Annotated in this window: 23 protein-coding genes; 10 read left to right on the top strand and 13 right to left on the bottom strand. The window is 52.2% G+C overall.

Going from position 1 to position 24,146, the window contains the following annotated elements; genetic code table 11:
• Window positions 1-32: 32 nt before the first annotated feature.
• Both MLD66_RS09560 and MLD66_RS09555 read left to right on the top strand, forming a co-directional pair.
• Window positions 33-1,715 (top strand): EAL domain-containing protein, encoded by a 1,683-nt coding sequence (locus MLD66_RS09560; RefSeq protein WP_247217311.1) that lies wholly within the window; start codon window positions 33-35, stop codon window positions 1,713-1,715.
• An 89-nt stretch (window positions 1,716-1,804) separates the two neighbouring features.
• On the top strand, window positions 1,805-2,719 hold the full coding sequence (locus MLD66_RS09555; RefSeq protein ID WP_247217309.1) for an HMA2 domain-containing protein: 915 nt from the start codon (window positions 1,805-1,807) through the stop codon (window positions 2,717-2,719).
• Here the strand turns inward: MLD66_RS09555 and MLD66_RS09550 are convergent.
• Both MLD66_RS09550 and MLD66_RS09545 read right to left on the bottom strand, forming a co-directional pair.
• Window positions 2,716-2,958: a ferredoxin-thioredoxin reductase variable chain gene (locus MLD66_RS09550; RefSeq protein ID WP_247217307.1), complete on the bottom strand. Its 243-nt coding sequence runs from the start codon at window positions 2,956-2,958 to the stop codon at window positions 2,716-2,718. The genes MLD66_RS09555 and MLD66_RS09550 overlap by 4 nt on opposite strands.
• Before the next feature lie 49 nt (window positions 2,959-3,007).
• Window positions 3,008-4,492: a serine/threonine-protein kinase gene (locus tag MLD66_RS09545; RefSeq protein WP_247217305.1), complete on the bottom strand. Its 1,485-nt coding sequence runs from the start codon at window positions 4,490-4,492 to the stop codon at window positions 3,008-3,010.
• Between the two features lie 111 nt (window positions 4,493-4,603).
• Here MLD66_RS09545 and MLD66_RS09540 point away from each other — a divergent pair, with 111 nt between their 5' ends.
• On the top strand, window positions 4,604-5,425 hold the full coding sequence (locus tag MLD66_RS09540) for a shikimate dehydrogenase (protein WP_247217303.1): 822 nt from the start codon (window positions 4,604-4,606) through the stop codon (window positions 5,423-5,425).
• Here MLD66_RS09540 and MLD66_RS09535 read toward each other — a convergent pair.
• The 3 genes from MLD66_RS09535 to MLD66_RS09525 form a co-directional block, all read right to left on the bottom strand.
• Window positions 5,422-6,729: a pitrilysin family protein gene (locus tag MLD66_RS09535; RefSeq protein ID WP_247217301.1), complete on the bottom strand. Its 1,308-nt coding sequence runs from the start codon at window positions 6,727-6,729 to the stop codon at window positions 5,422-5,424. The genes MLD66_RS09540 and MLD66_RS09535 overlap by 4 nt on opposite strands.
• On the bottom strand, window positions 6,702-7,967 hold the full coding sequence (locus MLD66_RS09530) for a pitrilysin family protein (protein ID WP_247217299.1): 1,266 nt from the start codon (window positions 7,965-7,967) through the stop codon (window positions 6,702-6,704). Before MLD66_RS09530 ends, MLD66_RS09535 begins: the two co-directional genes overlap by 28 nt.
• 113 nt (window positions 7,968-8,080) lie before the next feature.
• Window positions 8,081-8,479 carry a DUF1622 domain-containing protein gene (locus MLD66_RS09525; protein ID WP_247217297.1) on the bottom strand — a complete coding sequence of 133 codons (399 nt, stop codon included), beginning with the start codon at window positions 8,477-8,479 and terminating at the stop codon, window positions 8,081-8,083.
• Window positions 8,480-8,906: 427 nt separating this feature from the next.
• Here MLD66_RS09525 and MLD66_RS09520 point away from each other — a divergent pair, with 427 nt between their 5' ends.
• Both MLD66_RS09520 and rlmD read left to right on the top strand, forming a co-directional pair.
• On the top strand, window positions 8,907-10,733 hold the full coding sequence (locus MLD66_RS09520; protein WP_247217295.1) for an ABC transporter ATP-binding protein: 1,827 nt from the start codon (window positions 8,907-8,909) through the stop codon (window positions 10,731-10,733).
• Complete coding sequence (gene rlmD, locus MLD66_RS09515) at window positions 10,730-12,094, top strand: 23S rRNA (uracil(1939)-C(5))-methyltransferase RlmD (protein ID WP_247217293.1); 1,365 nt, start codon at window positions 10,730-10,732, stop codon at window positions 12,092-12,094. Before MLD66_RS09520 ends, rlmD begins: the two co-directional genes overlap by 4 nt.
• On the opposite strand, the gene MLD66_RS09510 is transcribed toward rlmD, so the two are convergent.
• The 3 genes from MLD66_RS09510 to MLD66_RS09500 all read right to left on the bottom strand — a co-directional run bounded on the left by MLD66_RS09510 (window position 12,077) and on the right by MLD66_RS09500 (window position 15,433).
• Window positions 12,077-13,231 (bottom strand): alanine--glyoxylate aminotransferase family protein, encoded by a 1,155-nt coding sequence (locus MLD66_RS09510; RefSeq protein WP_247219050.1) that lies wholly within the window; start codon window positions 13,229-13,231, stop codon window positions 12,077-12,079. The two genes, rlmD and MLD66_RS09510, sit on opposite strands and share 18 nt — an antisense overlap.
• Window positions 13,232-13,522: 291 nt before the next feature.
• Window positions 13,523-14,914 (bottom strand): protein translocase subunit SecD, encoded by a 1,392-nt coding sequence (secD, locus tag MLD66_RS09505; RefSeq protein ID WP_247217291.1) that lies wholly within the window; start codon window positions 14,912-14,914, stop codon window positions 13,523-13,525.
• Between the two features lie 72 nt (window positions 14,915-14,986).
• Window positions 14,987-15,433, bottom strand: a complete 447-nt coding sequence (locus tag MLD66_RS09500) for a DUF2752 domain-containing protein (RefSeq protein WP_247217289.1) — start codon at window positions 15,431-15,433, stop codon at window positions 14,987-14,989.
• Between the two features lie 38 nt (window positions 15,434-15,471).
• Here MLD66_RS09500 and MLD66_RS09495 point away from each other — a divergent pair, with 38 nt between their 5' ends.
• The 5 genes from MLD66_RS09495 to MLD66_RS09475 all read left to right on the top strand — a co-directional run bounded on the left by MLD66_RS09495 (window position 15,472) and on the right by MLD66_RS09475 (window position 20,347).
• The gene (locus MLD66_RS09495) at window positions 15,472-16,413 is read left to right on the top strand and encodes a serine hydrolase (protein ID WP_247217288.1); all 942 of its coding nucleotides are present in this window, start codon (window positions 15,472-15,474) and stop codon (window positions 16,411-16,413) included.
• Window positions 16,414-16,453: 40 nt separating this feature from the next.
• Window positions 16,454-16,678 (top strand): ferredoxin family protein, encoded by a 225-nt coding sequence (locus tag MLD66_RS09490; protein ID WP_247217285.1) that lies wholly within the window; start codon window positions 16,454-16,456, stop codon window positions 16,676-16,678.
• A 5-nt stretch (window positions 16,679-16,683) separates the two neighbouring features.
• On the top strand, window positions 16,684-18,066 hold the full coding sequence (locus MLD66_RS09485) for a M50 family metallopeptidase (protein WP_247217283.1): 1,383 nt from the start codon (window positions 16,684-16,686) through the stop codon (window positions 18,064-18,066).
• A gap of 24 nt (window positions 18,067-18,090) precedes the next feature.
• A complete protein-coding gene (gene pheS, locus MLD66_RS09480; RefSeq protein WP_339396958.1) occupies window positions 18,091-19,095 on the top strand; it encodes a phenylalanine--tRNA ligase subunit alpha in 1,005 nt (334 codons plus the stop codon).
• Window positions 19,096-19,543: 448 nt separating this feature from the next.
• Entirely contained in the window at window positions 19,544-20,347 is an 804-nt protein-coding gene (locus tag MLD66_RS09475) for a sulfurtransferase (RefSeq protein ID WP_247217276.1), read from the top strand.
• On the opposite strand, the gene pstB is transcribed toward MLD66_RS09475, so the two are convergent.
• The 5 genes from pstB to pstC all read right to left on the bottom strand — a co-directional run bounded on the left by pstB (window position 20,344) and on the right by pstC (window position 24,137).
• A complete protein-coding gene (gene pstB / locus MLD66_RS09470) occupies window positions 20,344-21,144 on the bottom strand; it encodes a phosphate ABC transporter ATP-binding protein PstB (protein WP_247217274.1) in 801 nt (266 codons plus the stop codon). The two genes, MLD66_RS09475 and pstB, sit on opposite strands and share 4 nt — an antisense overlap.
• Window positions 21,145-21,177: 33 nt before the next feature.
• Window positions 21,178-21,831, bottom strand: a complete 654-nt coding sequence (gene pstA / locus MLD66_RS09465; protein ID WP_281438599.1) for a phosphate ABC transporter permease PstA — start codon at window positions 21,829-21,831, stop codon at window positions 21,178-21,180.
• 44 nt (window positions 21,832-21,875) lie between these two features.
• Window positions 21,876-22,826: a transposase gene (locus MLD66_RS09460; RefSeq protein WP_247214935.1), complete on the bottom strand. Its 951-nt coding sequence runs from the start codon at window positions 22,824-22,826 to the stop codon at window positions 21,876-21,878.
• A gap of 83 nt (window positions 22,827-22,909) precedes the next feature.
• Window positions 22,910-23,167 (bottom strand): hypothetical protein, encoded by a 258-nt coding sequence (locus MLD66_RS09455; RefSeq protein WP_247217270.1) that lies wholly within the window; start codon window positions 23,165-23,167, stop codon window positions 22,910-22,912.
• Window positions 23,168-23,180: 13 nt separating this feature from the next.
• Window positions 23,181-24,137, bottom strand: a complete 957-nt coding sequence (gene pstC / locus MLD66_RS09450; RefSeq protein WP_247217268.1) for a phosphate ABC transporter permease subunit PstC — start codon at window positions 24,135-24,137, stop codon at window positions 23,181-23,183.
• Window positions 24,138-24,146 lie beyond the last annotated feature (9 nt).

Raw genomic sequence — 24,146 nt, 5'->3', positions numbered from 1 at the left:
TCTATTAGTATGGACAAATCACCCAGGCAAACATGGCAGTGGAACTGCAATTGAGTTGGGAAGACCCAGCCACAAGCACTGTGGAACAACGGCTGGTCACGGTACCGGTAGCATTTGGGCGGGATGAACAAGCCATGCGGACAGCGATTAATGACAGCGAGGGCACCCTGGTGGTTTTGCCCCATAAGCAGGTTTCCCGGTGTCATGCCCTGATTGTGGGCAAAGAGGGCGAACTGGAATTGGTGGATAAGAGTACCAACGGCACGTTTTTGAATGGGCAACACTTTCTGGGCACCAACCGCCAGATTCAGGATGGGGACCGCTTCCAAATTGGACCCTACAAAATCGCCCTCAGTACGATAGGCACCCTCCCCCCCTCCCCGTCCATGCGTTTACCCGCCGATAGTACAGCGGTTTTGCCGGGGGTGTACCATGACTCGCTCACCGGTCTGCCCAACCGGAATATGTTCATGTCCCTCCTGCAAACCCTGTGGGAGCGGTTGACGGTGGAAACCAGTTTACTGTTTGCGGTGGTGCATTTGGATATTGACCGCCTGCAACAGGTGAATGACAGTTTGGGCTACCGGGTGGGGGATAAACTGTTAGCCGCCATTGCCCGGCGGTTGCGCCAGCGGTTGGCACCAGGGGATACGGCGGTGCGGTTGGAGGGGGATGAATTTGCCCTGCTGTTGGAAAGTGTGGCGAATACGGAGGATGCCCTTGCCCTTGCGGAAGCCATCCAGCGGGATTTAGCCGCCGCTTTTACCCTGGAGGACAAGGAAGCCTTTATCACCGTCAGTATGGGGGTTGCATTTAGCCATGTGCCCGTGACTCAGCCGGAGGACTGGTTGCGGTTTGCCCGGGCGGCGACCAATCGGGCGAAACACTTGGGACGGGGGCGTTTGGAAATTTTTCGACCTGGGATGGAGGATTCGGGGAATCGGTTACGCCTGGAGACCGACCTGAGCCGTGCCATCGAACGAGGGGAATTGTCCCTGCGGTATCAGCCGATTGTGTCCTTGATTAGTGGTCAGATTGTCGGCTTTGAAGCCCTGGTGCGTTGGCATCATCCGGAGACGGGTTGGATTCCCTCTGACCAATTGATTAGCATTGCCGAGGAAACTGGGTTAATCATGCCCATCGGTCTGTGGGTTCTGCGAACTGCCTGTCAACAGTTGTGCCAATGGCAAATGCGCTTCCCCCATGCCCATCCCCTGACCGTGAGTGTCAATGTTTCCAGTAAGCAATTTATCCAGACGGATTTGGTGGCACAGATTACCGAAGTTTTACAAAAGACCGGTTTGCCGGGGAATCATCTCAAATTGGAATTGACCGAAAGTTTATTGATGGAAAGTGAAGAGGCGGCGATTGCCATGTTGTCCCAACTGCGGGAACTGGGGGTGCAGATTTTGATGGATGATTTTGGCACGGGGTATTCCAATTTGGCACGGATGCGAACCTTGCCTACGGATGTGTTGAAGGTGGACAAATCCCTGATTCAATCGTTGGATGATCAAAATCTTGCCTTTGTGCGGGGGATCGTTGCCCTTGCCCATTCCCTCGGTAAAACGGTGGTGGTTGAGGGTATTGAAACCCAGGACCAACTGGCGCAATTGCGGGAAATGGGTTGTGCCTACGGGCAAGGGTATCTTTTTTCGCCCCCGGTGGATGTTGCCGAAGCGGAAGCATTGCTTACCCATCCGCCCCAGTGGTAGAAAATGTCGCAAAATGTAGTGCTATAGTAAAGAGCAAGAATGTACTTTGGGGTCAGGTTCTGTTACGCTTCTAAGATAGGTTTATTTCCATGTCCCTGATGGCTCGTCCGTTATTCCAGCCAAAGATTATTCATGGTATCCCCGGTCGTTTGCGGGTACGAGTACCCAGTTTGCAGACCAGTCCTGATTTGAAAGCCACGTTAGAAGCCCAGATGAAGGCGACACCGGCGGTGGAAACCGTGCGTATCAGTCATGCTACCGATTCGATTATTATTAATTATCGTCCCCAGGCAGAAGGGATGACTCAGACACAAATTTATCAACTGATTACCCAAATTACCCAGGAGTTTTTTGCGCCTAACGTTAATCATCAAGACCGAGAGGAAATGGCTGTTTCTGAGACAAATGGCACCTATCAAGAACGAACGGTTGCCCTTGCAGAAATGGCGAATCCAGTGACTGACGACCCAGCCATTACCCAACCGGAATCCCTGATCCCTGACCCAGAACCGGCAGTAATTGTTACGGAATCAACCGATGCGAAATTAGCAGAAGTAACGAATGATGTTTCTTCTACAGCAACCACCGAACTTACTGCACAATCTCTGATCCCTGACCCAGAACCAGCAGTAATTACTACGGAATTAACCGATGCGAAATTAACAGAATTAACGAATGATATTTCCTCTACAACAACCACTGAAATTAACTCAAAATCTCTGATCCCCGACCCAGAACCGGCAGTAATTGCTACGGAATTAACCGATGCGAAATTAACAGAAGTTACTAATGATATTTCTTCTACATCAACCACTGAAATTACCTCAGAATCCCTGATCCCCGACCCAGAACCGGCAGTAATTGCTGATGAAGTTTCGTCCACAGCGACTACTGAAATCACCCCAGAACGGGTAAATACCCCACCGCCAACGAAACCATCCCGCCGTACCAGTCCCCGCAAACCCCGCACTCGCAAAAAACCTGAACCGCCCGCCAACGGTTAATCTACAGGTTCTAACTCCTCTGCTTCTAAATGCGCCTTAAATTTAGCGTCAAATTTCACCACTACAGGTAGGTTAGCCGTCAGGGGGCGACCCTGCCAAGTCTCAATCACTTCCACCACTTCGCCCACATGACCTGTGAGGTCGTAGGGTTTGCCCTTGTGCTGGGGATGGTGGTACACGATAACATTGGTTTTTACCCGTACTTTTTGCCCAACGGTAAAGGTTGATTCCTGACTCATGATGGATACAATAACTCCTGTTTTGATCCTGACACGAAATGGTACCGAATCAACGTCCGGGTAACCGGGGTTCAATCGTATTGTCAGGGACACGGAGAGGTTCTTCTTCTTCTTTTTCTGGCGTGGGAGTAGGGGAGGGTTCCACCCGGCTGACCCGTAATGACAAACCATACCGCCCCGGCTGTCCACCAATCACCAAAAGATAGGGCGTGTCCTCCCGCCGCAGGGTCTTAGAACCCCGTTGCGCCGCCGATTCGAGTAGGTTGTCATAGGGGTCGAATAATGCGGCAACTACATTGGGAGTTTCCACCCGCCAGGAGAGCTTAATCTCGGTGATGTTGCTTAAAATCCGGTAGATGTGCCGTTGTTCCCCTCGGATGATATTTTCCGTACGCCAAGACCCTGCCGTAAACAGTTCATCTGGCACATCGTATTCTTTGACAGACGGCTGCGTCTCCGATGCCGATGTTGTGGGTGTCGATCGGACTTGGCTCACCCGTTGATTCAGGATTGATTGCAGGGGAATGGATAAAATCCCCATGATGACCAAGGCAATCACGGTGATAATGCCGTACTTCCACACCACCCCATCCACGCCGCTACTGGAAACCAGGGTAGTCGTTGGGGCACGGCGGATTTGGGTTTTGGGGGTTGCCGCCACTTTGCTGGAGGAGGTCGTACTCGGGGTGCCCACCGCAGTCGTACCAATTAAGTTAAAACTCCGCAGGGCGGCTAGGGCTTCCCCCGCATTGGCATAGCGGCGACTGTACTGATACCGTACCATCCGGTCTAACACGGTGCCCAGGGCGTGACTGACGGTGATTCCCTGCCGCCAGACCAGTTCCCCGGTTTGGGGGTCGCTTTCCAGTTGGTCGGGTTCTTTACCCGTCAGGGCACAAATGGCGACAATTCCCAGGCTGTAAATATCGCTGGCAAACTGGGGTTTTCCCTGCGCCTGTTCCGCCGGGGCATAGCCCACCGTGCCAATCGCTACCGTTGCCCCGGTACGTTGCTGGGCGGCGGCCTTGGGGTCTTGGATTTCTTTGACCGCCCCGAAATCAATCAAGACCAATTTGCCATCACTTTTGCGCCGAATCAGATTATCTGGCTTAATATCCCGGTGAATCACGCCGTTTTGGTGGACAAAATCCAAGGTGCCCAGCACATCCGCCAGCATCCGCACCACCTTGTCCTGGGGCCAGGGGACACCCCGCTTGATTTCTTGGCTGAGGGGATGGCCTTCGATAAATTCCTGGGCGAGGTAAAACTGCCCATTTTCCTCAAAATAAGCCAGCAAAGCGGGAATCTGGTCGTGTTTCCCCAGTTTTTCTAAAATTTCTGCTTCACTGGTGAACAGACGACGGGCGGTGGTGAGGACAAATTCATCCTGGCTATCCGGTTTCAGGTGCTTCACCACACAGAGGGGCTGTCCGGGTCGTTGGGTGTCCTGTGCCAAATAGGTCGTACCAAAACCACCGGCTCCCAGGGTTTTGACCACCAAATAGCGTCCCGCCAATTTGTCGCCCGCTTTCATGTCCCTGCCCCCGTTGCTGGGTCACGGTTACCTATTATTATGACCCATAGTTCCCGACTTCCTTGCGAAAATGATCATTCCCCATTGCCCCCTCGCTCCATCTTTGCGACCGTGATCACTGGCCACACCCGTTTACTGGCGGTTTTGGGCGACCCAGTGCGCCATTCCCTCTCCCCCGTACTGCACAATGCGGCCTTGGCGCAAGCCGGTCTGGATATCTGTTATGTGGCTTTGCCCGTGCCCGAATCTGGCTTGGGGAGTATTCTCACGGCTCTATGGGATATGGAATTTCTCGGCTTGAATATCACCATTCCCCACAAACAGGCGGTGATGGCCCATTTAACTCGGATCACCCCGGAGGCGGTTGCTATGGGTGCGGTGAATACATTGTACCGAGGGGAATCGGGTTGGTGTGGTGCCAATACGGATGGGTTGGGGTTTATGGAACCCCTACGGCAGTGGCAGGGCACCCGGGCGGTGGTGTTGGGGTATGGAGGGGCGGCACGGGCGGTGGTGTGGGGCTTAGGGCAGTTGGGTTGCCGGGAAATTCACATCATAACCCGCCGTTCACAAAAATTAACGGTTGAGGCTCCTGCGGTGCAGTTCCATGCCTGGTCAGAGGTGGAGCAGTATTTACCCCAATGCGAATTACTGGTGAATACCACGCCGGTGGGGATGGCTCCCGACGTGACCGCCAGTCCGTTAACGGCAGAGCAATTGCACACCTTACCCCCTGGGGCTTGGGTGTACGATTTGATCTACACGCCCCGACCGACCAAGTTATTACAAATGGCGGCGGCTTGGGGTTATCGCACCCAGGATGGGCTGGCGATGTTGGTGGCCCAGGGGGCGGCGGCGTGGTCCTACTGGTTCCAACGTTCCGCTCCCGTGGAGGTGATGACCCGGAGTTTGGAAGCCTACTGGCAGGGTTAGGTAATTTCCGCCAGGGCTGGTTCCGGCCCCACCAGGGACACCCAGGGTTGCCGCAGGTAATGTTGGGCCGCCCGCCACAGGTGTTCCGGGGTCATCTGCTGGATGAGGCGGGGAAATTCCAAGTCGTAGTCGGCTCCCAACCCCAAGACCTCGTACCACCCCAAGAGTTGGGCAATCTGGGCGTTGGTCTGTTTGCCCATTGCATATTGTCCTAATAATTTACTGCGGGCGGTGAGCAGTTCGGCTTCCGGCAGGGGGGCGGCCAGTAACCGCTGCATCTCGGCGGCCAGTTTGCCCAAGGCCAGGCGGGTGTTGGCGGCGGCGGTGCCCAGATACACCCCAAAGGGGGCGGCTTGCCAGCGGGTGGGGTAAAAGGCGGACACATCGTAAGCTAACCCCTGTTTCTCCCGCAGTTCCACAAACAGGCGGCTGGACAGGCCATTGCCCAGATAGGTACTCAGGAGCTTCATGGCTGGGTAATCGGCAGAGGTAACGGCTGGCCCCTGATACCCCAGCATGACCAGACTTTGGTGGGTGGGGCGAGCCAGACTTAGGGGTGCCGGGGGGGGCGATGGGGTGGGCAAAACCGGCAGTTCCCAATCCGCACAGGGCACCTGCCAATCCCCCAAACAGCGTTCTACCCAGTCCCGTACCCGCTGGGGTTCTACCCGGCCACAGATACTCACCACCGTATGGGCAGGGCAAAAATACCGCTGGTGGTAGGCCTGTAAATCTTCAGCCGTTAGGCTCATCACCGATTCTTGGGTGCCCAAGGTACTGACACTGTAGGGATGATCCGGGTAGAGGGCCCGCCGCAGTTGGTCATAGGCGAGGGTAAAGGGCTGTTCCTGTTGCAGGCGTAGCCCCTGAAGGGTTAACTGCTGTTCCAGAGCCACCTCCGTTGCTGGAAAACTGGGACAACGCCACAACTCGCTCGCCAGGGCAAACAATTCGGCAAAATCCCCCGCCACCGCCTTCAACCCCAGCACAAAATAATCGGGTGCCGCCTCCGTCCCCAAACTGGCCCCCAGGGATTCCACCGCCAGGGCAATGGCCTGCGCCGAGCGTTGGTGGGTCCCCTTGGTCAAGGTCGCCGCCACCAGATGATTCAGCCCCCATTGGTGGGGCGTTTCCCCCAACATCCCTGGGCGCAAAAATAACCGCGCCGCCACAATGTCCACCGCCGGATTGTCCACCACCAACAGGGTCAACCCGTTGTCCAACACCCAACGATACCACCGCCCCTGGAGGGAGCCACTCGCCTGCAATTCCAGCGTCACGCCGACTCCTCTGGGGTCAGCCACAACCGCACCACCTGCTGGGGGGACAAATACATTTGCGCCAAACGTTGCACCTCCTCGGGCCGGAACTGGCGCAACCGCTCCCTGTATCCCAGGCTTTCCTCCAACCAACCCATCTGATGATAATAACCATAGAGGCGGGCCATCTGTTGGGGGGTTTCCGTGCCAAAGGTATAGGCATGGCACAGTTGCCGTTGGGCACGGCGCAATTCCTCCCGGGGCACCAATTCTTCCTGGAGAAGCGTCACCTCCTGGTGCAAAACCGCCTCCACCGCCTCCAACCCCTCGGCGTTGCTCAACCAGGCAGTGATTTGCCAGAGACCCCCCGCCACCTGTTGATGATAATGGCAGTCAATGTCCTGCACCCACCCCAATTCCTCCCGGAGCCGTTGGGTCAAGCGCGCCAGCCGCCCCCCACTCAACAGGGTCGCCACCAGGTCTAACCCCCACCCGGTCGTCACCTCCCGAACCCCCGCCACTGGCCACACCCACCACAACCGGCTCTGCTCCGCCTGGGGCAGATGGAGTTGGGAACGCCAGGGCATCACCCGAGGCAGAGGACAGACCAAGGGCGGCACCGTTCCTGCCCCCGCCACCGTTGGACAGACCTGCTCCAAAACCGCCTCCAAAGACTCCCAGGGGATGGCTCCCACCACCACCACGGTCATATTGCCCGGATGATAATACTGCTGGTGAAATTCCCGTAGCACCTCCGGGGTAATCCGAGCCAAACTGTCTGCCGTTCCCAAAATCGGTCGTCCGTAGGGATGGGCACCGTAGCAATGCCGCCACAACACCTGTTGCCCCACCCAGTCCGGGTGATCCTGGGCTTGCCGCAGTTCTTCCGCAATCACCGCCCGTTCCTGCTCCCATTCCTGCTCCCTCAAACTAGGCCGCAATAAAATATCTGCCAACGCCGTCAGCCCCTCCCGCCAATACTCCAGAGCGGTCAGGATGTAGTAATGGGCATAGTCTTGACTGGTCGCCGCATTCGTCATCCCCCCATGCTTTTCAATCAGATGGTCAAACGCCCCAGCCGGAAAGTCTTGACTGCCCCGAAAAACCATGTGCTCCAGGGCATGAGCCAAGCCGTTGTAACATTCCGGTTCCGCCGCCGCCCCCGCCCGCACCCAAAAATCAATCGCCACCACTGGTGCCGGGACATACTGATAAACCACCTGCAAACCACTGGGTAAAGTCGTGGTATGAATAGGTGAGGTTGGGCAGAGCAATTGAGACACAGAGACTCCTTCCCCCAGAGACAATTTTGGGGCACGATGTCGCTATTCCCACGCCCAACCGGATGACAAGTAATTCTGCATTATAGCGTGTTTATTCCATTTTGTTCACGGATTCAGTCCATTTCCCACCCCTTCCTCGTCTCCAACTCCCTGACCTCCCGCTCCAGGAAATAATTCAAAAACGTGCGAATCAAACTAATCGCCGCCAACCGACCAATCGCATCCCAGGTGGGAGAAACGGCAGTGGCGACAATGTCAGCCGCCAGGAGTAGTTCCAAAGCTAAAATCAGATACCGCCCCAACTCCAACCGTAAAACCCGCTGTACCGTATCAAACTTAGAACGGCGGGAATGGCGGATAAATTGATGCAGAGCCAGCCCAATCGCATAGACAATCAGAACTATGGCAATCAATTCTAAAAAAACCTTAACGACGCCTGCGAATTCCGCCAGTCCCATTTCCAAACGGCGAAATAAGCTATCTTCGGCAATACTAGGTACATTAATCCGCATGGCAAAAACCCCATATTCAACCCGGTTATGGCATGGATACCGCCCCCGGAATGTTACTGATTTTCACAAACATTCATAAAAAATGCAACCGTAGAGAGTAATTTTACCCCAGTTAAGGGCACTTCTAAAAATGGGTCGCAGGGGCGTAGCCCCCGTCTTGGTTCTCAATAATATGGGCATTTTAGCGAAATAATCTTCCAGTGGTGGCAATAACATAGAGGTGCCCTTAATTCAAATTGCCAAAAATCCCATCCTTAAAAAAGCAGAGATTTTGGAGAATCAAATCCAGAAACCATATCCCTGTGACCCTATCTTTTGCATGAATAAAAATATCTTGGATAGCTCGGTTTAGGGATCATCCCTACCCCCAGAAGTTGTCGAAGTAAAAATTCAAATGTTACCCTGAAGACGGAGGGAGGGTAATACCATGCAAGGTCTGTGGCAAATTATCTGTTATTTTCGGGATTACTGGGGACTTGCCCTGTTTAGTATTAGCGCATCAAGTGTTTTTGAACTTTTAGATTTAGTGGTTCCCTACCTCATTGGACAAACCTTGAATTTGCTTTCCCAGCAACCCTTGGATGGCGGGATACAGGGTTTAATTAACTCGATTGCCGCTTGGGGTTCCTGGACGGTTAATACCAGTTTTAGCCTAAATATATTACTAGCTTTAATGTTTTTATTGACCGTTGTGCGGGCACCCCTTCAACCCTGGTTCAGCGGTTATTTTCACTGGGAGATTACCCTGCGGTCTCGGCATCAACAGACCCAACGGGCGATTGCCAAAATTCTGAGTCTGCCTTTGGATTTTTATGACACCCATAATCCGGGACGCATCGCAGGCAGGGTGGCTCGGGGTTTGTCCAATCATACCTGGACCTATCCTGACATCGCCGGTTTACTCATTCCCAAAATGGTGCGGGTGCTGGGGATTGTGGCGGTAACCGCTTGGTTAGAATGGCGCATGGCTATGTTCATGTTATGTTCGTTTATTTTCATTCTCAGTTTTAGCTTTCGCAAATTAAATTATCTGATTCACAAAGAACAAGCGGTTGATGTGCATCAAGAAAATACCGAAAGTCATACTTCCGAGTTAATTACCAACATCAAAACCGTGAAAGCTTTTGCCACTGAAGCCTGGGAACTGCAACGGCAAACCGAACGTCTCAATCGGGAATTGAAGTTTATTATTCATCGGATTCATTTGGGTTATGTGCGGTTAGCCACCTATCAGCGTACCATTGTCCAAAGTTGCCTATTTTTTATTCTGGGTTTTACCCTCACCGAAACCGTCGCCGGACGCATTTCCCTAGGGCATTTTGTCACCCTATATACTATTGCTAGTATGGGGTATGCGGAAATTGAACCCATGAGCAATTTATTAGAGGTTTTGGCTCGCCGTTATGCTTCTATGGTGCGCTTTCATGAATTTCTTGCCCTACCCGATGCCCCGGACTCCCAACCATTGATTCTCCCCAACCGTGAAATTAATTTACACTACACAAAATACAAATTCACTGGCAAAATCAACCTAGAAGATATAGAATTTGGCTATTCCCCTGGTCGCCCAGTTTTGCGGGAAATAAACCTTTTAATTGAACCCTATGAAACCATTGCTTTGGTCGGGCGTTCTGGGTCAGGTAAATCTACTTTAATCAAGTTACTTCTGCGCTATTTTGCTCCCCAGAAAGGACGTATTTTAATTGATGGATACGACATCCAACATTTAGACATCACGGGCTACCGTCGTCGTTTAGCAGTGGTGCATCAGGACGTGGATGTATTTAATGGGACATTACTGAGCAATTTGACCTATGGTTATCCCCAGGCAACGATGGCAGAAGTGGAAGCCGCCTGTGCCATTGCCAGGGTGGATGAATTTATTGATTTATTACCCCAAAAATACTACACGATTGTGGGGGAACGGGGGGTGCGTTTATCCGGCGGGCAACGGCAGAGAATTGGGATTGCTCGGGCATTATTGGTGCAACCGGATGTGTTAATTTTTGATGAAGCAACCTCGAGTTTGGATTATGAATCGGAGCGAGCCATTCAACGGGCAATGGCAGAAATTCAAGGGCAAAGAACCACGATTATTATTGCCCATCGTCTGAGTACGGTGCGGTCAGCCAATCGGATTGTGGTGCTAGATAAAGGGCAAATTGTGGAGGTGGGAACCCATCAGGAACTCATTGAGGGTGAGGGGATTTATCATCGTTTGCATACCCTGCAGGCATCGGGGGATTTACTGTGAATGTAAGCTGGCAACAGGGACAGATCATTAGCTTAAAAATTACCGACCTCAATGACCAAGGAGAGGGGGTAGGACGTTTTGAACAACGGGTGGTTTTTGTCCCCGATACGGTGCCGGGGGATCAAATTCAAGTGCGTTTAATTCGAGTGAAATCAAGTTACGCCTATGGGAAACTAATTGCTATCGCTAATCCTTCTTGCCATCGCATCAAACCACCCTGTATTTTGGCTCAAGATTGCGGTGGTTGTCAGTGGCAACATATTGATTATAGTTATCAGTTAATCAGCAAACAAAATCAACTCAAGCAAGCCCTAATCCGATTAGGGGGATTTGATGACCCACCCATACAAAATATCCAGTCTTCTTATCAGCCTTTGGCTTATCGTAATAAAGTTACCTATCCCTTGGGAGTGAGTTTAACTGGGGAGATTAAAATCGGATTTTATGAAAAAAACAGCCATAAAATTATTAATCTCAACCAATGCCCAGTACAGGATCAGGGATTTAATCCTCTGTTGCAACAAATCAAAAAAGACATTAAAACCCAGGGCTGGTCTATCTATAATGAGCAGACCCAAAAAGGGCAACTACGCTATCTCGGATTACGGATTGGTCGTCGCACTGGCGAAGTGTTAATTACTTTAGTAACAACTACATTAAAATTAACTAACTTAGAAAATCAAGCTCAACAATGGCAGGAACAGTATCCGCAGGTCGTGGGGGTCTGTGTCCATGTGAATCCTCACCCCAGCAATGCGATTTTTGCCGGGAAAACCTACTGTATTTGGGGACGGGATTATCTGTGGGAAGAGTTTTGCGGATTACGGTGGCAAATTCGCCCCGATACTTTTTTTCAAGTGAATACGGAACAGGCAGAACTGCTAGTGAATTATCTGAAGAATCATTTGTCTTTACAGGGGAATGAATGTATCCTCGATGCCTACTGTGGGATCGGTACGTTGAGTTTACCTCTAGCGCATCAGGTGCGAAATATCATTGGTTTAGAAGTTCAGCTAAATGCCATCAAACAAGCCCAATTTAATGCGGAATTTAATGGGATTAACAATGCTGAATTTTACTGCGGTACGGTAGAGCAATTATTACCCGAATTGGCATTAAAACCAGATGTGGTTCTCCTCGACCCACCCCGCAAAGGCTGTGACCCCAAAGTGATTGATTTTTTAATAACTAACCCAGTGGAGCGTTTGGTTTATGTGAGTTGTAATCCCGCTACCTTGGCACGGGATTTACGACAATTGTGCAACCAAAATACCTATCTTTTGGAAGCGGTCGTGCCGTTCGATTTTTTTCCCCAAACCCACCACGTCGAATCCATCAGTTTTTTACGTTGTGGACGCTAAAAATTGAATCGCCGCTCCCACGCCACTGCCAGGGGTCAGGGGATGCCCAAGCTGATGGAGTACCGATTCCAGGGCGGCAATCACCGTCAACATTTCCCGCTCCCCGGCAAAGCCCAGATGCCCGATGCGGAAAATTTTACCCTTGAGTTGGTCTTGCCCCCCGGCGATGGCAATGCCAAATTGTTTTTTCAGCAGGCTCCGCACGTCCTCAGCCGCTACCGTCTTGGGCGCAACCGCCGTCACCGCTGGACTGGCAGATTCGCTAGGACAAAGTAATGGCAAATCCCAAGCCGACACCGCCGCCCGTACCATCCCCGCTGTCCGGTTGTGGCGCGCAAAAATTTGGGGTAATCCTTCTTTTTGCATTAACGCCAAGCTCTGACGCAGGGCAAAAAAGAGGTTCACCGGCGGGGTAAAGGGGGTGGTGTTTTTCGCCCCATCCTGGCGATACAAACCCAAATCAAAGTAAAACTTAGGTAATTTTGCGGTTTTGTAGGCTTGCCACGCCCGCTCACTCACCGCCACAAACCCCAATCCCGGCGGGATCATATAGCCTTTTTGGGAACCGGAGGCGACCACATCCAATTGCCATTCATCCACCGGCACCGAAGTCGCCCCCAAACTGGTCACCGCATCCACGATGATTAACGCCTGACCGTGGGCTTGCACATGACGATTAATCGCCTCTAAATCATTGATCACCCCGGTGGAGGTTTCACTGTGGGTAATAATCACCGCCTTAATCGTTTTATCGTGATCCCCGGCGAGTTTGACAGCAAAGTCATCGGGATTCAAGGGTTGCCCCCAGGGGGCAGTGATGGTTTCTACTTGTAATTGGAAGGCTTTACAAAGTTCCGCCCATCGCTCCCCAAATTTGCCATTACATCCACACAACACCCGGTCGCCCGGGCTGAGAAAATTGATGATCCCCGCTTCCATTGCCCCGGTGCCGGAGGCGGTCAAAATCAGCACATCCCCCGCCGTTTGGTGGAGCCATTTTAGCCCGGCGGTTACTTCCCCCATCAGGGTGCTAAATTCCCCGCTCCGATGACCGATGGGATGTTGCGCCATCGCCTGGAGTACGGATTCGGGCACCAGGGTGGGTCCAGGGATCAATAGCAAAGAGCGGTCTGCCATAGTACAGGTTTTCCCGTTGGTTTTCTGTCCCAATTGTTTACTGGGCATTGCCTGAGTAATCTAGCATACCACGCCTACCCCAAACAGGACACCTGGATTGACCAAACATTCTCACCTAAACAATGCCAGGGACAACCAAAATGCAGGTAATTGATCAGTAATTAAGGGCACCTCTATTTATTCACAACGATACAAAATTATCTCGCTGGAACCCTTATATTCAGGAGAACTACGGACGGGGGTTACGCCCCTGCGACCTATTTTTAAAAGTGCCCCTTAATTAGTCCATCACTAACTTTTGACCAGGGCGGATTTCGGGGTATAAAATTCCACCCGTCTGAGGCTGGGAATGGTCAAAACAAATAATAAAAAGGTGCGACTACAGGTGAGGGCGGTGAACATACTGACTAAAACACCCAATCCCAAGGTGAGGGCAAAACCCTTGACCAAACCCGTCCCCAACCAAAACAGGGCGGCACAGGCAATTAAGGTCGTGACATTCCCATCCAAAATGCTACTAAAGGCACGATAAAAACCAGATTCCACCGAGCGATACAGGCTTTTTCCAGCTTGCAATTCTTCCCGGGTGCGTTCAAAAATTAGGATATTGGCATCCACCGCCATCCCAATACTGAGGATAAATCCGGCAATCCCCGGTAAGGTTAACGTAACCCCCAAAAGTACAAAAGCCGCATAGGTCAATAACGCATAAATCAGCAAAGCCAAATCCGCAATCAAACCCGGTAGGCGATAGTAAAACACCATAAAGGCTAAAACCAACACCATCCCCCCCGCAAACGCCCAATAACTCCGTTGGATGCTGTCTTGCCCCAGGGTGGCTCCCACCGTGCGATTTTCCACAATTTCCACCGGCACCGGCAAGGCTCCCCCCCGCAGTTGGACGGCTAAATCGTTGGCGGATTCGGCGGTAAAATTCCCGGTAATCACAGCGGCTCCCCCGGTGATCCCAGCGGCGGCAAATTCCGCACTCACCGAAGGAAAACTGATCAGGGTGTCATCCAAAAAAATCCCCAGGGTGCGTCCCGTGCCCGCAATGGACTTGGTTAATTCGGCAAATTTTTTCCCCCCTTCCGCATCAAAACGAATTGCCACCTGCCATTGATTCCCCGCTGGTAGGGGCTGGGCGACCGCATCCTTGAGGTTTTTGCCCGTCAATCCCGTCGGTTCATAAAAAGCCGCCAACGCCTCTTCCGCCTGTTTTAGGTCTTTTTGTAACTGTTCCGGGTCTGCCCCACTGTTGGGTTGTTTGCGAATGGCTAAAATTTGCTCCCGTACCAAGTACAATTGCTGAATTTGCTGAACATCCGTGCCCTGCTTTTGGCGGCGAAAATCCAACTGCGCCGTGCCCCCCAAAACCCGTTCCGCCTGTTGCGGGTCATTCACCCCAGGGAGTTGGACGAGCAGTTGATCCTTGCCAACAGTCTGGACGACGGCTTCCGAGACCCCCAACCCATTGATCCGCCCTTCCACCACCCGTTGCACCCCTTCCAAAACCGCAGGCGTAATCTCCTTCACCTCAGCGGTCGTTTTCACCTGGAGGGTCAACTGCGCTCCCCCTTGCAAATCCAGCCCTAGACGCACGGGAATGCGATTAATCACCAGCAGGGCGGCTAAAACCAGCCCCACCACCAGCAGGATAATCAACCGTTGCCGACCGACCATAGGGTTTATCCGGGGAAATGGAAATGAAATTACTTAAATTACTTTATGATACTGCGTTCCCCAGGGCGAAGATTACCACACCACCCGCCCCGGCAATTCCCCCCGCTGGTGCCAGATACTCAGCCGCAGGAGATAATAGCCCAAAAATACGCCCAAAATGCCCCACTGGAGCCGTTGCCGCTCGAGCCACCGCCAGTAGGGGACGGTAATGACCCGGTTTAGCAGTAATTCCAGAATGATATGTACTCCCAACAGCAAAAACACCCCGTAGAGCAGGGGTCCAAAGGCGTGAAATTGCACCGCTCGCATCAAGTCCCCCCGTGCCACCGCCATAAACGAGCGAGTCAGCCCGCAACTGGGGCAGGGGATGCCCGTGAAATGGTACATGGGGCAAATCAGCCCCGGAATGTGGAACCCCTGATTATACAACGATGCACCCACCACCGGGGAAAATAGGATACCCACCAACAACCAGCGATGGCGGCGTTCCCCAGGGCTTAAAGGTGCAGAGCCAATCATGGGATGATAAATACGAGAACGATATTTATTGTAAACAAATGCCTTTTTATCAACCCCATCACACCCTCGCCCACTGGGGGGAAACCCTACTGCAAGCAATATGCGCTGACCATGCCCTGACCCCGGCGGACATCGGCATCACTTGGCTGGTCTATGGGGGCGGCGTGCGGGTAAATACGGGGGGTGCCCTCGACCCGCAAACCTTTTGGCAACAACGCCCTTGGGGCTGGAGCCATCGGGGAGAGGTGAATGTTTATCCCGCCAGCATTGTGAAATTGTTTTACCTGGTGGCGATTCATGAATGGCTGGAACGGGGCATGATCCCCCCGGAGCCGGAAATTGACCGAGCCATCACCGACATGATCCAACACTCCAGCAACGATGCCACCAGCTACCTTGTGGATGTCTTGACCGGCACCACCAGTGGACCCGATTTAGCCCCCGGTCCCTTTAGCACCTGGCAGTACCAGCGCAATTTAATTAACCGCTATTTCCAGTCCTGGCAATGGGCGGAATTTGCGGGCATTAATCTCAATCAAAAAACCTGGTGTGACGGTCCCTACGGACGGGAGCGGGCATTTTTGGGACCCAACGGGGAAAGCCGCAACCGCCTGAACCCCCTCGCCACCGCCCGGTTATTCCACACGATTTTGGGGGGCATTGCCGTCTCCCCCCGCCGTTCCCAGCAGATGGTGGATGTGTGCCGCCGTTCCCTGGTGCCAGCGGACTATGAAAACGACCCGGAAAATCAGGTGCAGGGTTTTTTGGGGGAGGGATTACCCCCGGACGTGAAACTGTGGTCGAAAGCGGGCTATACCAGCCAAGTCCGCCACGACTGCGCCTACGTGGAATGGGGCAGTGACCAAGCCTATATGCTGGTGGTGTTTACGGTGGGGGAGGCACAAAGCCGTAATGCCAAATTACTGCCCGACCTGAGCCGCCGGGTCTATGAACAGTTGCACCGGGAACCCCTGGTCTAGCAAATGTTACCCTAGAAAAAACTCTGTATCCATCTGCACTATGGCGCATACGATTGTGACCGATGTGTGCGAAGGGGTAGCCGATTGCGTCGCCGCCTGCCCAGTCGCCTGCATCCATCCCGGCTCCGGTAAAAATGCCAAAGGCACCGACTGGTACTGGATTGATTTTGGCATTTGCATTGATTGCGGCATTTGTTTGCAGGTGTGCCCAGTAGAAGGCGCAATTCTGCCCGAGGAACGCCCGGACTTACAAAAAAACCCCTAAAAACCGTGTCCGCATCCCAATGGCAAACCGCCTTGCAAACTCGCTTAATGGGTAAGGGTTTTGATTGCACTATTTTTCTGCAAAATCATACCTTACATCTGGCACTTAAAGGGACAAAAATACCCAATCAACATGAGATTATCCCCGAAATTATTAACTGCCTCAATGAATCTCCACCCCCAGGAATTACGGGGTTAAAAATCTACGCCCAAACCCCGGATGACCCCTTTCCGGTTTGGGAATACGAAGGTGAACTAGGTCAATCATTTCAACCGCCACCGGTACAACCAATACCCCTATGGCAAAGGGTGAAACAGGGGGATATGGAAGCGATGACCACCATATTAGAACGGGCATTAACGCACAAAAATATCCAAGTAAAAATTAAACAAATTAACGGTATATTTCACATTGAATTAAACGCCCATCAACTGCCGGAACAGGCATTATTGGTTAAACTGATTGACCAGGAATTACGTTGCTATAAAATGCCTTCTTTAACCCAAATTCAAGTAACGGCTCACGATGCCCATCACACCTGGGAAACAGAATTTACTCTAGGGCATTTACCCCCCCATTCCTCAGCGGTTGACAAAAAAACTCATTCCCCAAAACCAGCTTCCCATACATGGCGAACTTTGCCGCTCTATTCCCTCGATCCAACCGGGAAAAATATCTTGCTGGTAGGAGCGATTACGGGCTTTTTATTATGTTTAACTCCTTGGATAAGATTTATATTAAGTTACCTGGTGATTATCATTCATGAATTGGGGCATACGGTGGCGGGCTGGTTGATGGGTTATCCTTCCATTCCTAGTTTTGATTTTATCTATGGGGGAGGGATTACCTTGCAATTGAGCGAACGGTGGGCATTCATTCCCCTAGTTATCTACAGCGGTTTGGGCGGGTTAATCTATTATTTTCGCCGCAATCGTTTAACGCTAATCACCCTAGTAATTGTTGCGCTCTTTTATACCCTCATTTATTTCACCCGTTTGAGCCAATTACTGGTCATTTCGATGGGGCATGGGTTGGAATTATTATTTATCGGCATTTTTTTATACAGGGCAATAACCGGCTGGTCTTGTCAACAACCCGGAGAACAATCTCTATATGGCATTTTGGGATTTTTCATGTTATTTTATGACTTAAATTTTGTCCGCCAATTATTATTTGACCCCGTGATGCGAGAATTATATTTTATGGGGAAAGGGGATGTCTTAGACCATGACTTTGTGCGGATTGCCCGGGAATTTTTACGGGTGAATTTGTCCCTAGTGGTGGTGCTTTTTGGGCTATTATGTGTATTGACCCCCCTGGCGACTTGGGGACTTTATCGTTACCAAAACTACTGGCGGTATGCTTGTGTCCAACTACTGCGGCGATGAGATGAATAGGAGGAATCGGGGCTGATGGGGGCACCAACGTTGGCGGATTTGGCGCAGGCGTTACAGGATTTGGAGCGCAATGGTTTAGCGGCGATTCGGGAGGCGACGACCCCGGCGGTTTTGGAGCAGTTGCGGGTGGACTATCTCGGTAAAAAGGGGGAATTATCCCAGGTTTTGCGGGGGATGGGACAACTACCCCCGGCGGAGCGACCCCAGGTGGGGGCATTGGCGAATCAGGTGAAAGACCGGCTCCAGGAGGCGTTGGCGGAACGGGTCGCCCAAGTACAAGCAGTACAAATGCAGGCTCGTTTGCAGGCAGAAACCCTGGATGTGACCATGCCGGGGTTGGGTCAAACGCCCGGTCACGCCCATCCTTTGCAACAGATGATGCACCGGGTACTGGATGTGTTCGTGGGGTTGGGGTACCAGGTGGTGCAAGGCCCCGAAGTGGAAACGGATTATTACAATTTTGCGGCTTTGAATTTTCTGCCCGACCACCCGGCTAGGGATATGCAGGACACCTATTATCTCCCGGATGGACGGTTATTGCGTACCCATACATCAACAGTACAAATTCGGTATATGGAAGCCCACCAACCCCCGGTGCGGATCGTGGTGCCAGGGCGGGTTTATCGCCGGGATGCGGTGGATGCGACCCATTCCGCCATGTTTCATCAGGTGGAAATTTTAGCCGTAGCGCCGGGTTTGACGTTTACGGATTTGAAAGGCACCCTGGTAACGTTTATCCAGGCGTTGTTTGGGCAAGTGCCGGTGCGGTTTCGGGCGAGTTATTTCCCGTTTACGGAACCGTCGGCGGAGGTGGATTTGCAATGGCGGGGGCGGTGGTTAGAGGTTTTGGGCTGTGGCATGGTGGACCCCAATGTACTGCAAGCGGTGGGCTACGACCCGGAGCAATATACTGGCTTTGCGGCGGGCTTAGGGGTGGAACGGCTGGCGATGATTTTCCATGAAATTGATGACATTCGCCGTTTTTACACCAGTGATTTACGGTTTCTGCGTCAGTTTTAAGTAGGGCAAAATCGGTTCAATCCGTAGTTCCTGTTCAGGGATTTATATGCTGAGAATCCCAGGCAATTTATTGTGAATAACCAGGCTACTTAAAACCACTGAATTTCTAAGCATAAAAAAATATAAAATTTACGCATAATTTCAAATGAAATTGCTATATAGTAATCCTACTTGTTTAACGTTAGCTTGCGTACCGTAGGCATACAAAAATTCTCCAGAACCAAGGGCGGGGGTGCCCCTGCGACCCCTATTCTATGCTCATTTAGGATTGCTATAACCACTGTCATCGAATTGTGGGCATTCCCCTGCGACTGCTAACTTTGAATTGACAGAGGTGCCCTACATGGCAAGCACACGTGATATTCTGAACAAAATTTGATAAAAATTTGATAACTGGAAATCAAGGGTCGCAACCCTGGTGATACCCATAAACGAAACCCCATGCCCCATGTCCTTAACAAATCTAATCACCCCTGCCGCCTTAGCCGATCGTTTGGATGACCCGGCGCTCCTGATCCTGGACTGCCGGTTTGACCTGGCGCAACCGGACTGGGGACAAACCCAGTACCAGACCAGCCATATTCCCGGAGCCTTTTACCTGGACTTGAATCGGGATTTATCCGGCCCGGTAACAGCCCAAAGCGGACGGCATCCCCTACCTGATGTAAATACATTGACCAGCAAACTAAATCAAATGGGTTTAACTGCCACCACCCATGTGATTGCCTACGACCAGGGACGATTGCCCTACGCCGCCCGACTCTGGTGGCTGTTGCGCTACCTGGGGCACCCCCGGATCAGTCTCTTGGCTGGCGGTTGGGAAGCCTACGTCCAAGCGGGTTATCCCGTGAGCCATGCCCTGCCCACCCCCCGCCCCGGTGATTTTACCCCCCATGTCCAAAATCAGTACATTGCTAGTCGGGCAGAGGTGGTCGCCGCCCCAAATAACCCGGATGTTCTGCTGGTGGATGCCCGGGAACCCCGCCGCTATCGGGGGGAATGGGAGCCGATTGACCCAGTCGCTGGTCACATCCCTGGCGCAGTGAATTTGCCCTGGACGGAACTCCTGCCCCCCCAACCCTACCGGGAACGCTGGCACGCCCTGAATACACCCCCCCGGGAAGTCATCTGCTATTGTGGCTCCGGGGTCACCGCCTGCGTGAATTTACTCACCCTGGAATGGGCGGGGTATGCCCCTGGCCGCCTCTACGTGGGGGGTTGGAGCGAGTGGTGCCGTCACCCCCAACCCTAGCCGAACCGCCCGCTCACATAATCCATCGTCGCCTGTTGTTTGGGGGAACCAAAGATATTTTTGGTCAAATCAAACTCCACCAAATGGCCTACCTTGCCCCCCTTGGGCGTGGCTTCCGCATTGAAAAAGGCCGTCATATCCGCCACCCGGGTCGCCTGTTGCATATTGTGGGTGACAATCACAATCGTGTAATTATTCTTCAATTCATGCATCAATTCCTCCACCTTGAGGGTAGAAATCGGGTCAAGGGCGGAGCAGGGTTCATCCATCAACACCACCTCCGGTTCCACCGCAATCGTCCGGGCAATACACAAGCGCTGTTGTTGCCCCCCGGAAAGGGAAAACCCACTTTGTTTTAACTTATCTTTCACCTCATCCCAAAGCGCCGCCCGCCGCAGGGAACGCTCCACCAATTCATCCAAATCCCCCTGGTAATTGATCACCCGCGCCCCGTACACCACATTGTCGTAAATGGACTTGGGAAAAGGGTTGGGCTTTTGAAACACCATGCCAATTTTCCGGCGCACCTCCACCGGGTCAATATCTGGGTCATAGATATTTTTATCGTGGTAGGTAATTTTTCCCTCCAGCCGGAAGGAAGCAATCAGGTCATTCAAGCGATTGAGACACCGCAAAATCGTACTTTTCCCACAACCCGAAGGGCCGATAAACGCCGTCACCTGATTTTTGGGAATGGTCATGGAAACATCCCGCACCGCCTTGAAATTACCGTAGTAAATATTGACATTCTCCACCCGGAACACCGGTTGCCCTTGGGGGGACGCTCCATTCACCATCACGACACCTCCAGAAACTATAGGACTATAAACCTAACGCATGGGCTGGCGACGAATCACCAAACGGGACGCCACACTCGCCACCAAAATCAGCATAACCAGGAAGAACGAAGCCGCCCAGGCTAACTCCTGCTGGGGTTTGAACGGCACCGAGGCGAAGTTGTACACCAGCACGGATAGGGTGGCAATCGGCTCCAAAAGTCCCCGGGGCCAGAAACTGGAAAACAACGCCGTGAAGATCAACGCCGCCGTATCCCCCACCGCCCGAGCCATCGCCAAAATCACCCCCGTCAAAATCGAAGGCAACGCCGCCGGTATCACCACCCGCAACGTCGTGTAATAGTTGGAAGCCCCCAACCCGACCGACGCCCACCGCACCTCCTGGGGCACAATTTTCAAGGCTTCATCCGTGGTACGGACAATGGTCGGCAACATCAACACCGCCAGAGCCACCCCCGCCGCCGCCGCCGAATACCCAAAAATCCCGGTGGTGACAAACAGCCCATAGGCAAACACCCCCGCAATAATCGAAGGCACCCCCGCCAACACATTGATGCCAAACCGCACCCAGCGAGCCACTTCCTTTTGGACTTTGGTGCTACTAAATTCCGACAGATACACCGCCGTCAACACCCCAAACGGCACCGAAATCAGAGTACCCAGCAAAACAACAATAATCGTGCCCAGTAGTGTTGAATGTCCGTAATAAAACTTAACATAAGGGGTCAGGGTTATCCTACGAGCGGCTCTACCCCTACGAGTTCCATGAAGCTACAGTGTCGGCCTATTTCTATTTGTAAATATCGCAACTTGTCAATCAATTCATAGGTCTTATTGTGACCTATCTCCAGCAATCTTAAAATTAGATAACCAATCAATACGGCATAAATCTGTAGCCGCACACCATTCTCATTCTTGGTAATGATTCTATCCAATTTCAAGTGCATCTTTAGTGCCTTCCAAAGCAACTCAATTCGCCAGCGCAAACGATAGGCTGAACAAATCTCTTCATCCGTCATCGAAGTCACGTTAGTCGCTAGCCTATATTCTGTGTTTTCCTCTTCATTAAAAAATTGAATTACCCGAATATCCGGATTGTCAGGTTGCAACTTCATATTATTTCTAATCCGCACAATAAACAATGTATTTCGTTTACACATTTCGTCCATTAATTTCCAGGAAGCAAAACCCCTATCCATGATACCAACGGCATTCTCAGGTATCGTCCCAATCACAAGATGCCCAATTTTATGGTCATTAGTCTTTCCAAATATAATTGATTCGTCACCGATATTGCCCTCATTTATATCCAGGCCAAGCGTCAATTTTACCTGCTTGTAGTGCCAGAATAATTTGCTGGTCAGGGTGATAATGGTAGAATCTAATGGGAATAAGTGCTTAAATTCACCTTGATGATGTTTAAGCCGTTTTTGCAGTTCTCTTAGGATCACTTGAAACGGCTCGGTGCTACGATGTTTACACGCCTTAGAAAACGTTGATATGTCAACTTTAAAATTGAGATGATTCAAGAGGAAGAATAAGCCCCGCATGGTGGCGACTCTTGCATCTAAAATGAAGTGCATCCATATGAGTACAAACAAGCGAGTATCCAAGACTGGATAGTCGTTTTTGGGAAGAAGGTTCAGCAAGGGCTTGATAAGTCCCTGAATTTGTCGTCTCATAAAAATACTGTTACTCGTGGTTTCTACCAATCTAAAATACCATTTTTAGTCTCCCTTTTCCACCCTTTCGTTAACATTCAACACTACTGAATCGTGCCAATAAACGCATTGCCAAACCCCCCCCCCGACAACCCCGGTGGCGGTGGCAGTTGGGTAAACAGGGTCAAACTAAAGCGGCTGATCCCCCGCACCAGCACGAACCCCAGTACCGCAAACAAAGGAATAACCGTGCATAGGGCACATAACCCCACCAGCCCCGTCATGATACCCCCCACCCAGTTGCGGAGTTGGGGGCGTTTGATCAGCCCAGCCACTTGCGGATTTAGGGTTGCGGTGGTCATGATTTTCCCCCTCCTATTCGTACTTCGCTTTCAGACGGTTGACGATCACTTCCGCCAGGATATTCACAATCAGGGTCATCAGCATCAACAGCACAGCGGCATACATCAACGCCGACACCTGAATCCCCCGCGCCTCCGGGAACTGGTTCGCCAACAGGGAAGCAATCGTATTCGCCGGTGCCAACAAGGACCACTGAAACTGGTTGGCATTCCCAATCAGCATGGTCGCCGCCATGGTTTCCCCCAACGCCCGCCCCAGACCCAACATCGTGCCTCCCACGATCCCCGAAATCGCCGCCGGGATCAACACCCGAAAGATCGTCCACCAGCGGGTCGCCCCCAACCCCATGGACGCCTGCCGCAACTCCGGGGGCAGTGCCGCCAAAGAATCCTTCGCAATCGCCGTCATGATCGGCAAAATCATAATGGCCAACACCAGGGAAGCGGGCAACATCCCCGGCCCCACCGGCTCCGTCCCAAACAGGGGAATCCAGCCCAAATTGGCGTGCAACCACTGCGCCACGGGTTGAATCAGGGGAATCAACACAAAAATCCCCCACAGTCCATACACCACACTGGGAATCGCCGCCAACAATTCCACCAAAAACGAAATCACCAACCGGGGCTGGGGGGGAATAAAATCCTCACTCAAAAAAATCGCCGTCCCCAACCCCAGAGGCACCGCAATCAGCAGGGCAATAATCGAACTGACCAACGTCCCGTACAGCATGGGAAAGACCCCAAAATCCTCCCGTCCCGGCACCGGATTCCAGGCCGAACCAGTAATAAAATTCAACCCAAAGGCTTGCACCGCCGGGAGAGACCGCCAGGCAATCACCAAAACGATGAAAGCCAAGAGTACCCCGGTCAGCACCGCCAAGACCAGGGTAGAGCGGACAAACAAGCGGTCAATCAACCGTTCCTGGGGGGAGCGGGAACGACGTTCCGGTAGAGCGGTGCTTGGGGTCATCCTTGGCCG

This window comes from Synechococcus sp. C9 (assembly GCF_022984075.1).
Classification (GTDB): Bacteria; Cyanobacteriota; Cyanobacteriia; order Gloeomargaritales; family Gloeomargaritaceae; genus Gloeomargarita.
This window is presented reverse-complemented; position numbering and strand designations above follow the sequence as displayed.

Coding starts and splice junctions, on each gene's coding strand:
- MLD66_RS09560 (WP_247217311.1), top strand. CDS start 33: ATGGCAGTGGAACTGCAATTGAGTTGGGAAGACCCAGCCACAAGCACT.
- MLD66_RS09555 (WP_247217309.1), top strand. CDS start 1,805: ATGTCCCTGATGGCTCGTCCGTTATTCCAGCCAAAGATTATTCATGGT.
- MLD66_RS09550 (WP_247217307.1), bottom strand. CDS start 2,958: ATGAGTCAGGAATCAACCTTTACCGTTGGGCAAAAAGTACGGGTAAAA.
- MLD66_RS09545 (WP_247217305.1), bottom strand. CDS start 4,492: ATGAAAGCGGGCGACAAATTGGCGGGACGCTATTTGGTGGTCAAAACC.
- MLD66_RS09525 (WP_247217297.1), bottom strand. CDS start 8,479: ATGCGGATTAATGTACCTAGTATTGCCGAAGATAGCTTATTTCGCCGT.
- MLD66_RS09520 (WP_247217295.1), top strand. CDS start 8,907: ATGCAAGGTCTGTGGCAAATTATCTGTTATTTTCGGGATTACTGGGGA.
- MLD66_RS09510 (WP_247219050.1), bottom strand. CDS start 13,231: ATGGCAGACCGCTCTTTGCTATTGATCCCTGGACCCACCCTGGTGCCC.
- secD (WP_247217291.1), bottom strand. CDS start 14,914: ATGGTCGGTCGGCAACGGTTGATTATCCTGCTGGTGGTGGGGCTGGTT.
- MLD66_RS09500 (WP_247217289.1), bottom strand. CDS start 15,433: ATGATTGGCTCTGCACCTTTAAGCCCTGGGGAACGCCGCCATCGCTGG.
- MLD66_RS09495 (WP_247217288.1), top strand. CDS start 15,472: ATGCCTTTTTATCAACCCCATCACACCCTCGCCCACTGGGGGGAAACC.
- MLD66_RS09490 (WP_247217285.1), top strand. CDS start 16,454: ATGGCGCATACGATTGTGACCGATGTGTGCGAAGGGGTAGCCGATTGC.
- pheS (WP_339396958.1), top strand. CDS start 18,091: ATGGGGGCACCAACGTTGGCGGATTTGGCGCAGGCGTTACAGGATTTG.
- MLD66_RS09475 (WP_247217276.1), top strand. CDS start 19,544: ATGTCCTTAACAAATCTAATCACCCCTGCCGCCTTAGCCGATCGTTTG.
- pstB (WP_247217274.1), bottom strand. CDS start 21,144: ATGGTGAATGGAGCGTCCCCCCAAGGGCAACCGGTGTTCCGGGTGGAG.
- MLD66_RS09460 (WP_247214935.1), bottom strand. CDS start 22,826: ATGAGACGACAAATTCAGGGACTTATCAAGCCCTTGCTGAACCTTCTT.
- MLD66_RS09455 (WP_247217270.1), bottom strand. CDS start 23,167: ATGACCACCGCAACCCTAAATCCGCAAGTGGCTGGGCTGATCAAACGC.
- pstC (WP_247217268.1), bottom strand. CDS start 24,137: ATGACCCCAAGCACCGCTCTACCGGAACGTCGTTCCCGCTCCCCCCAG.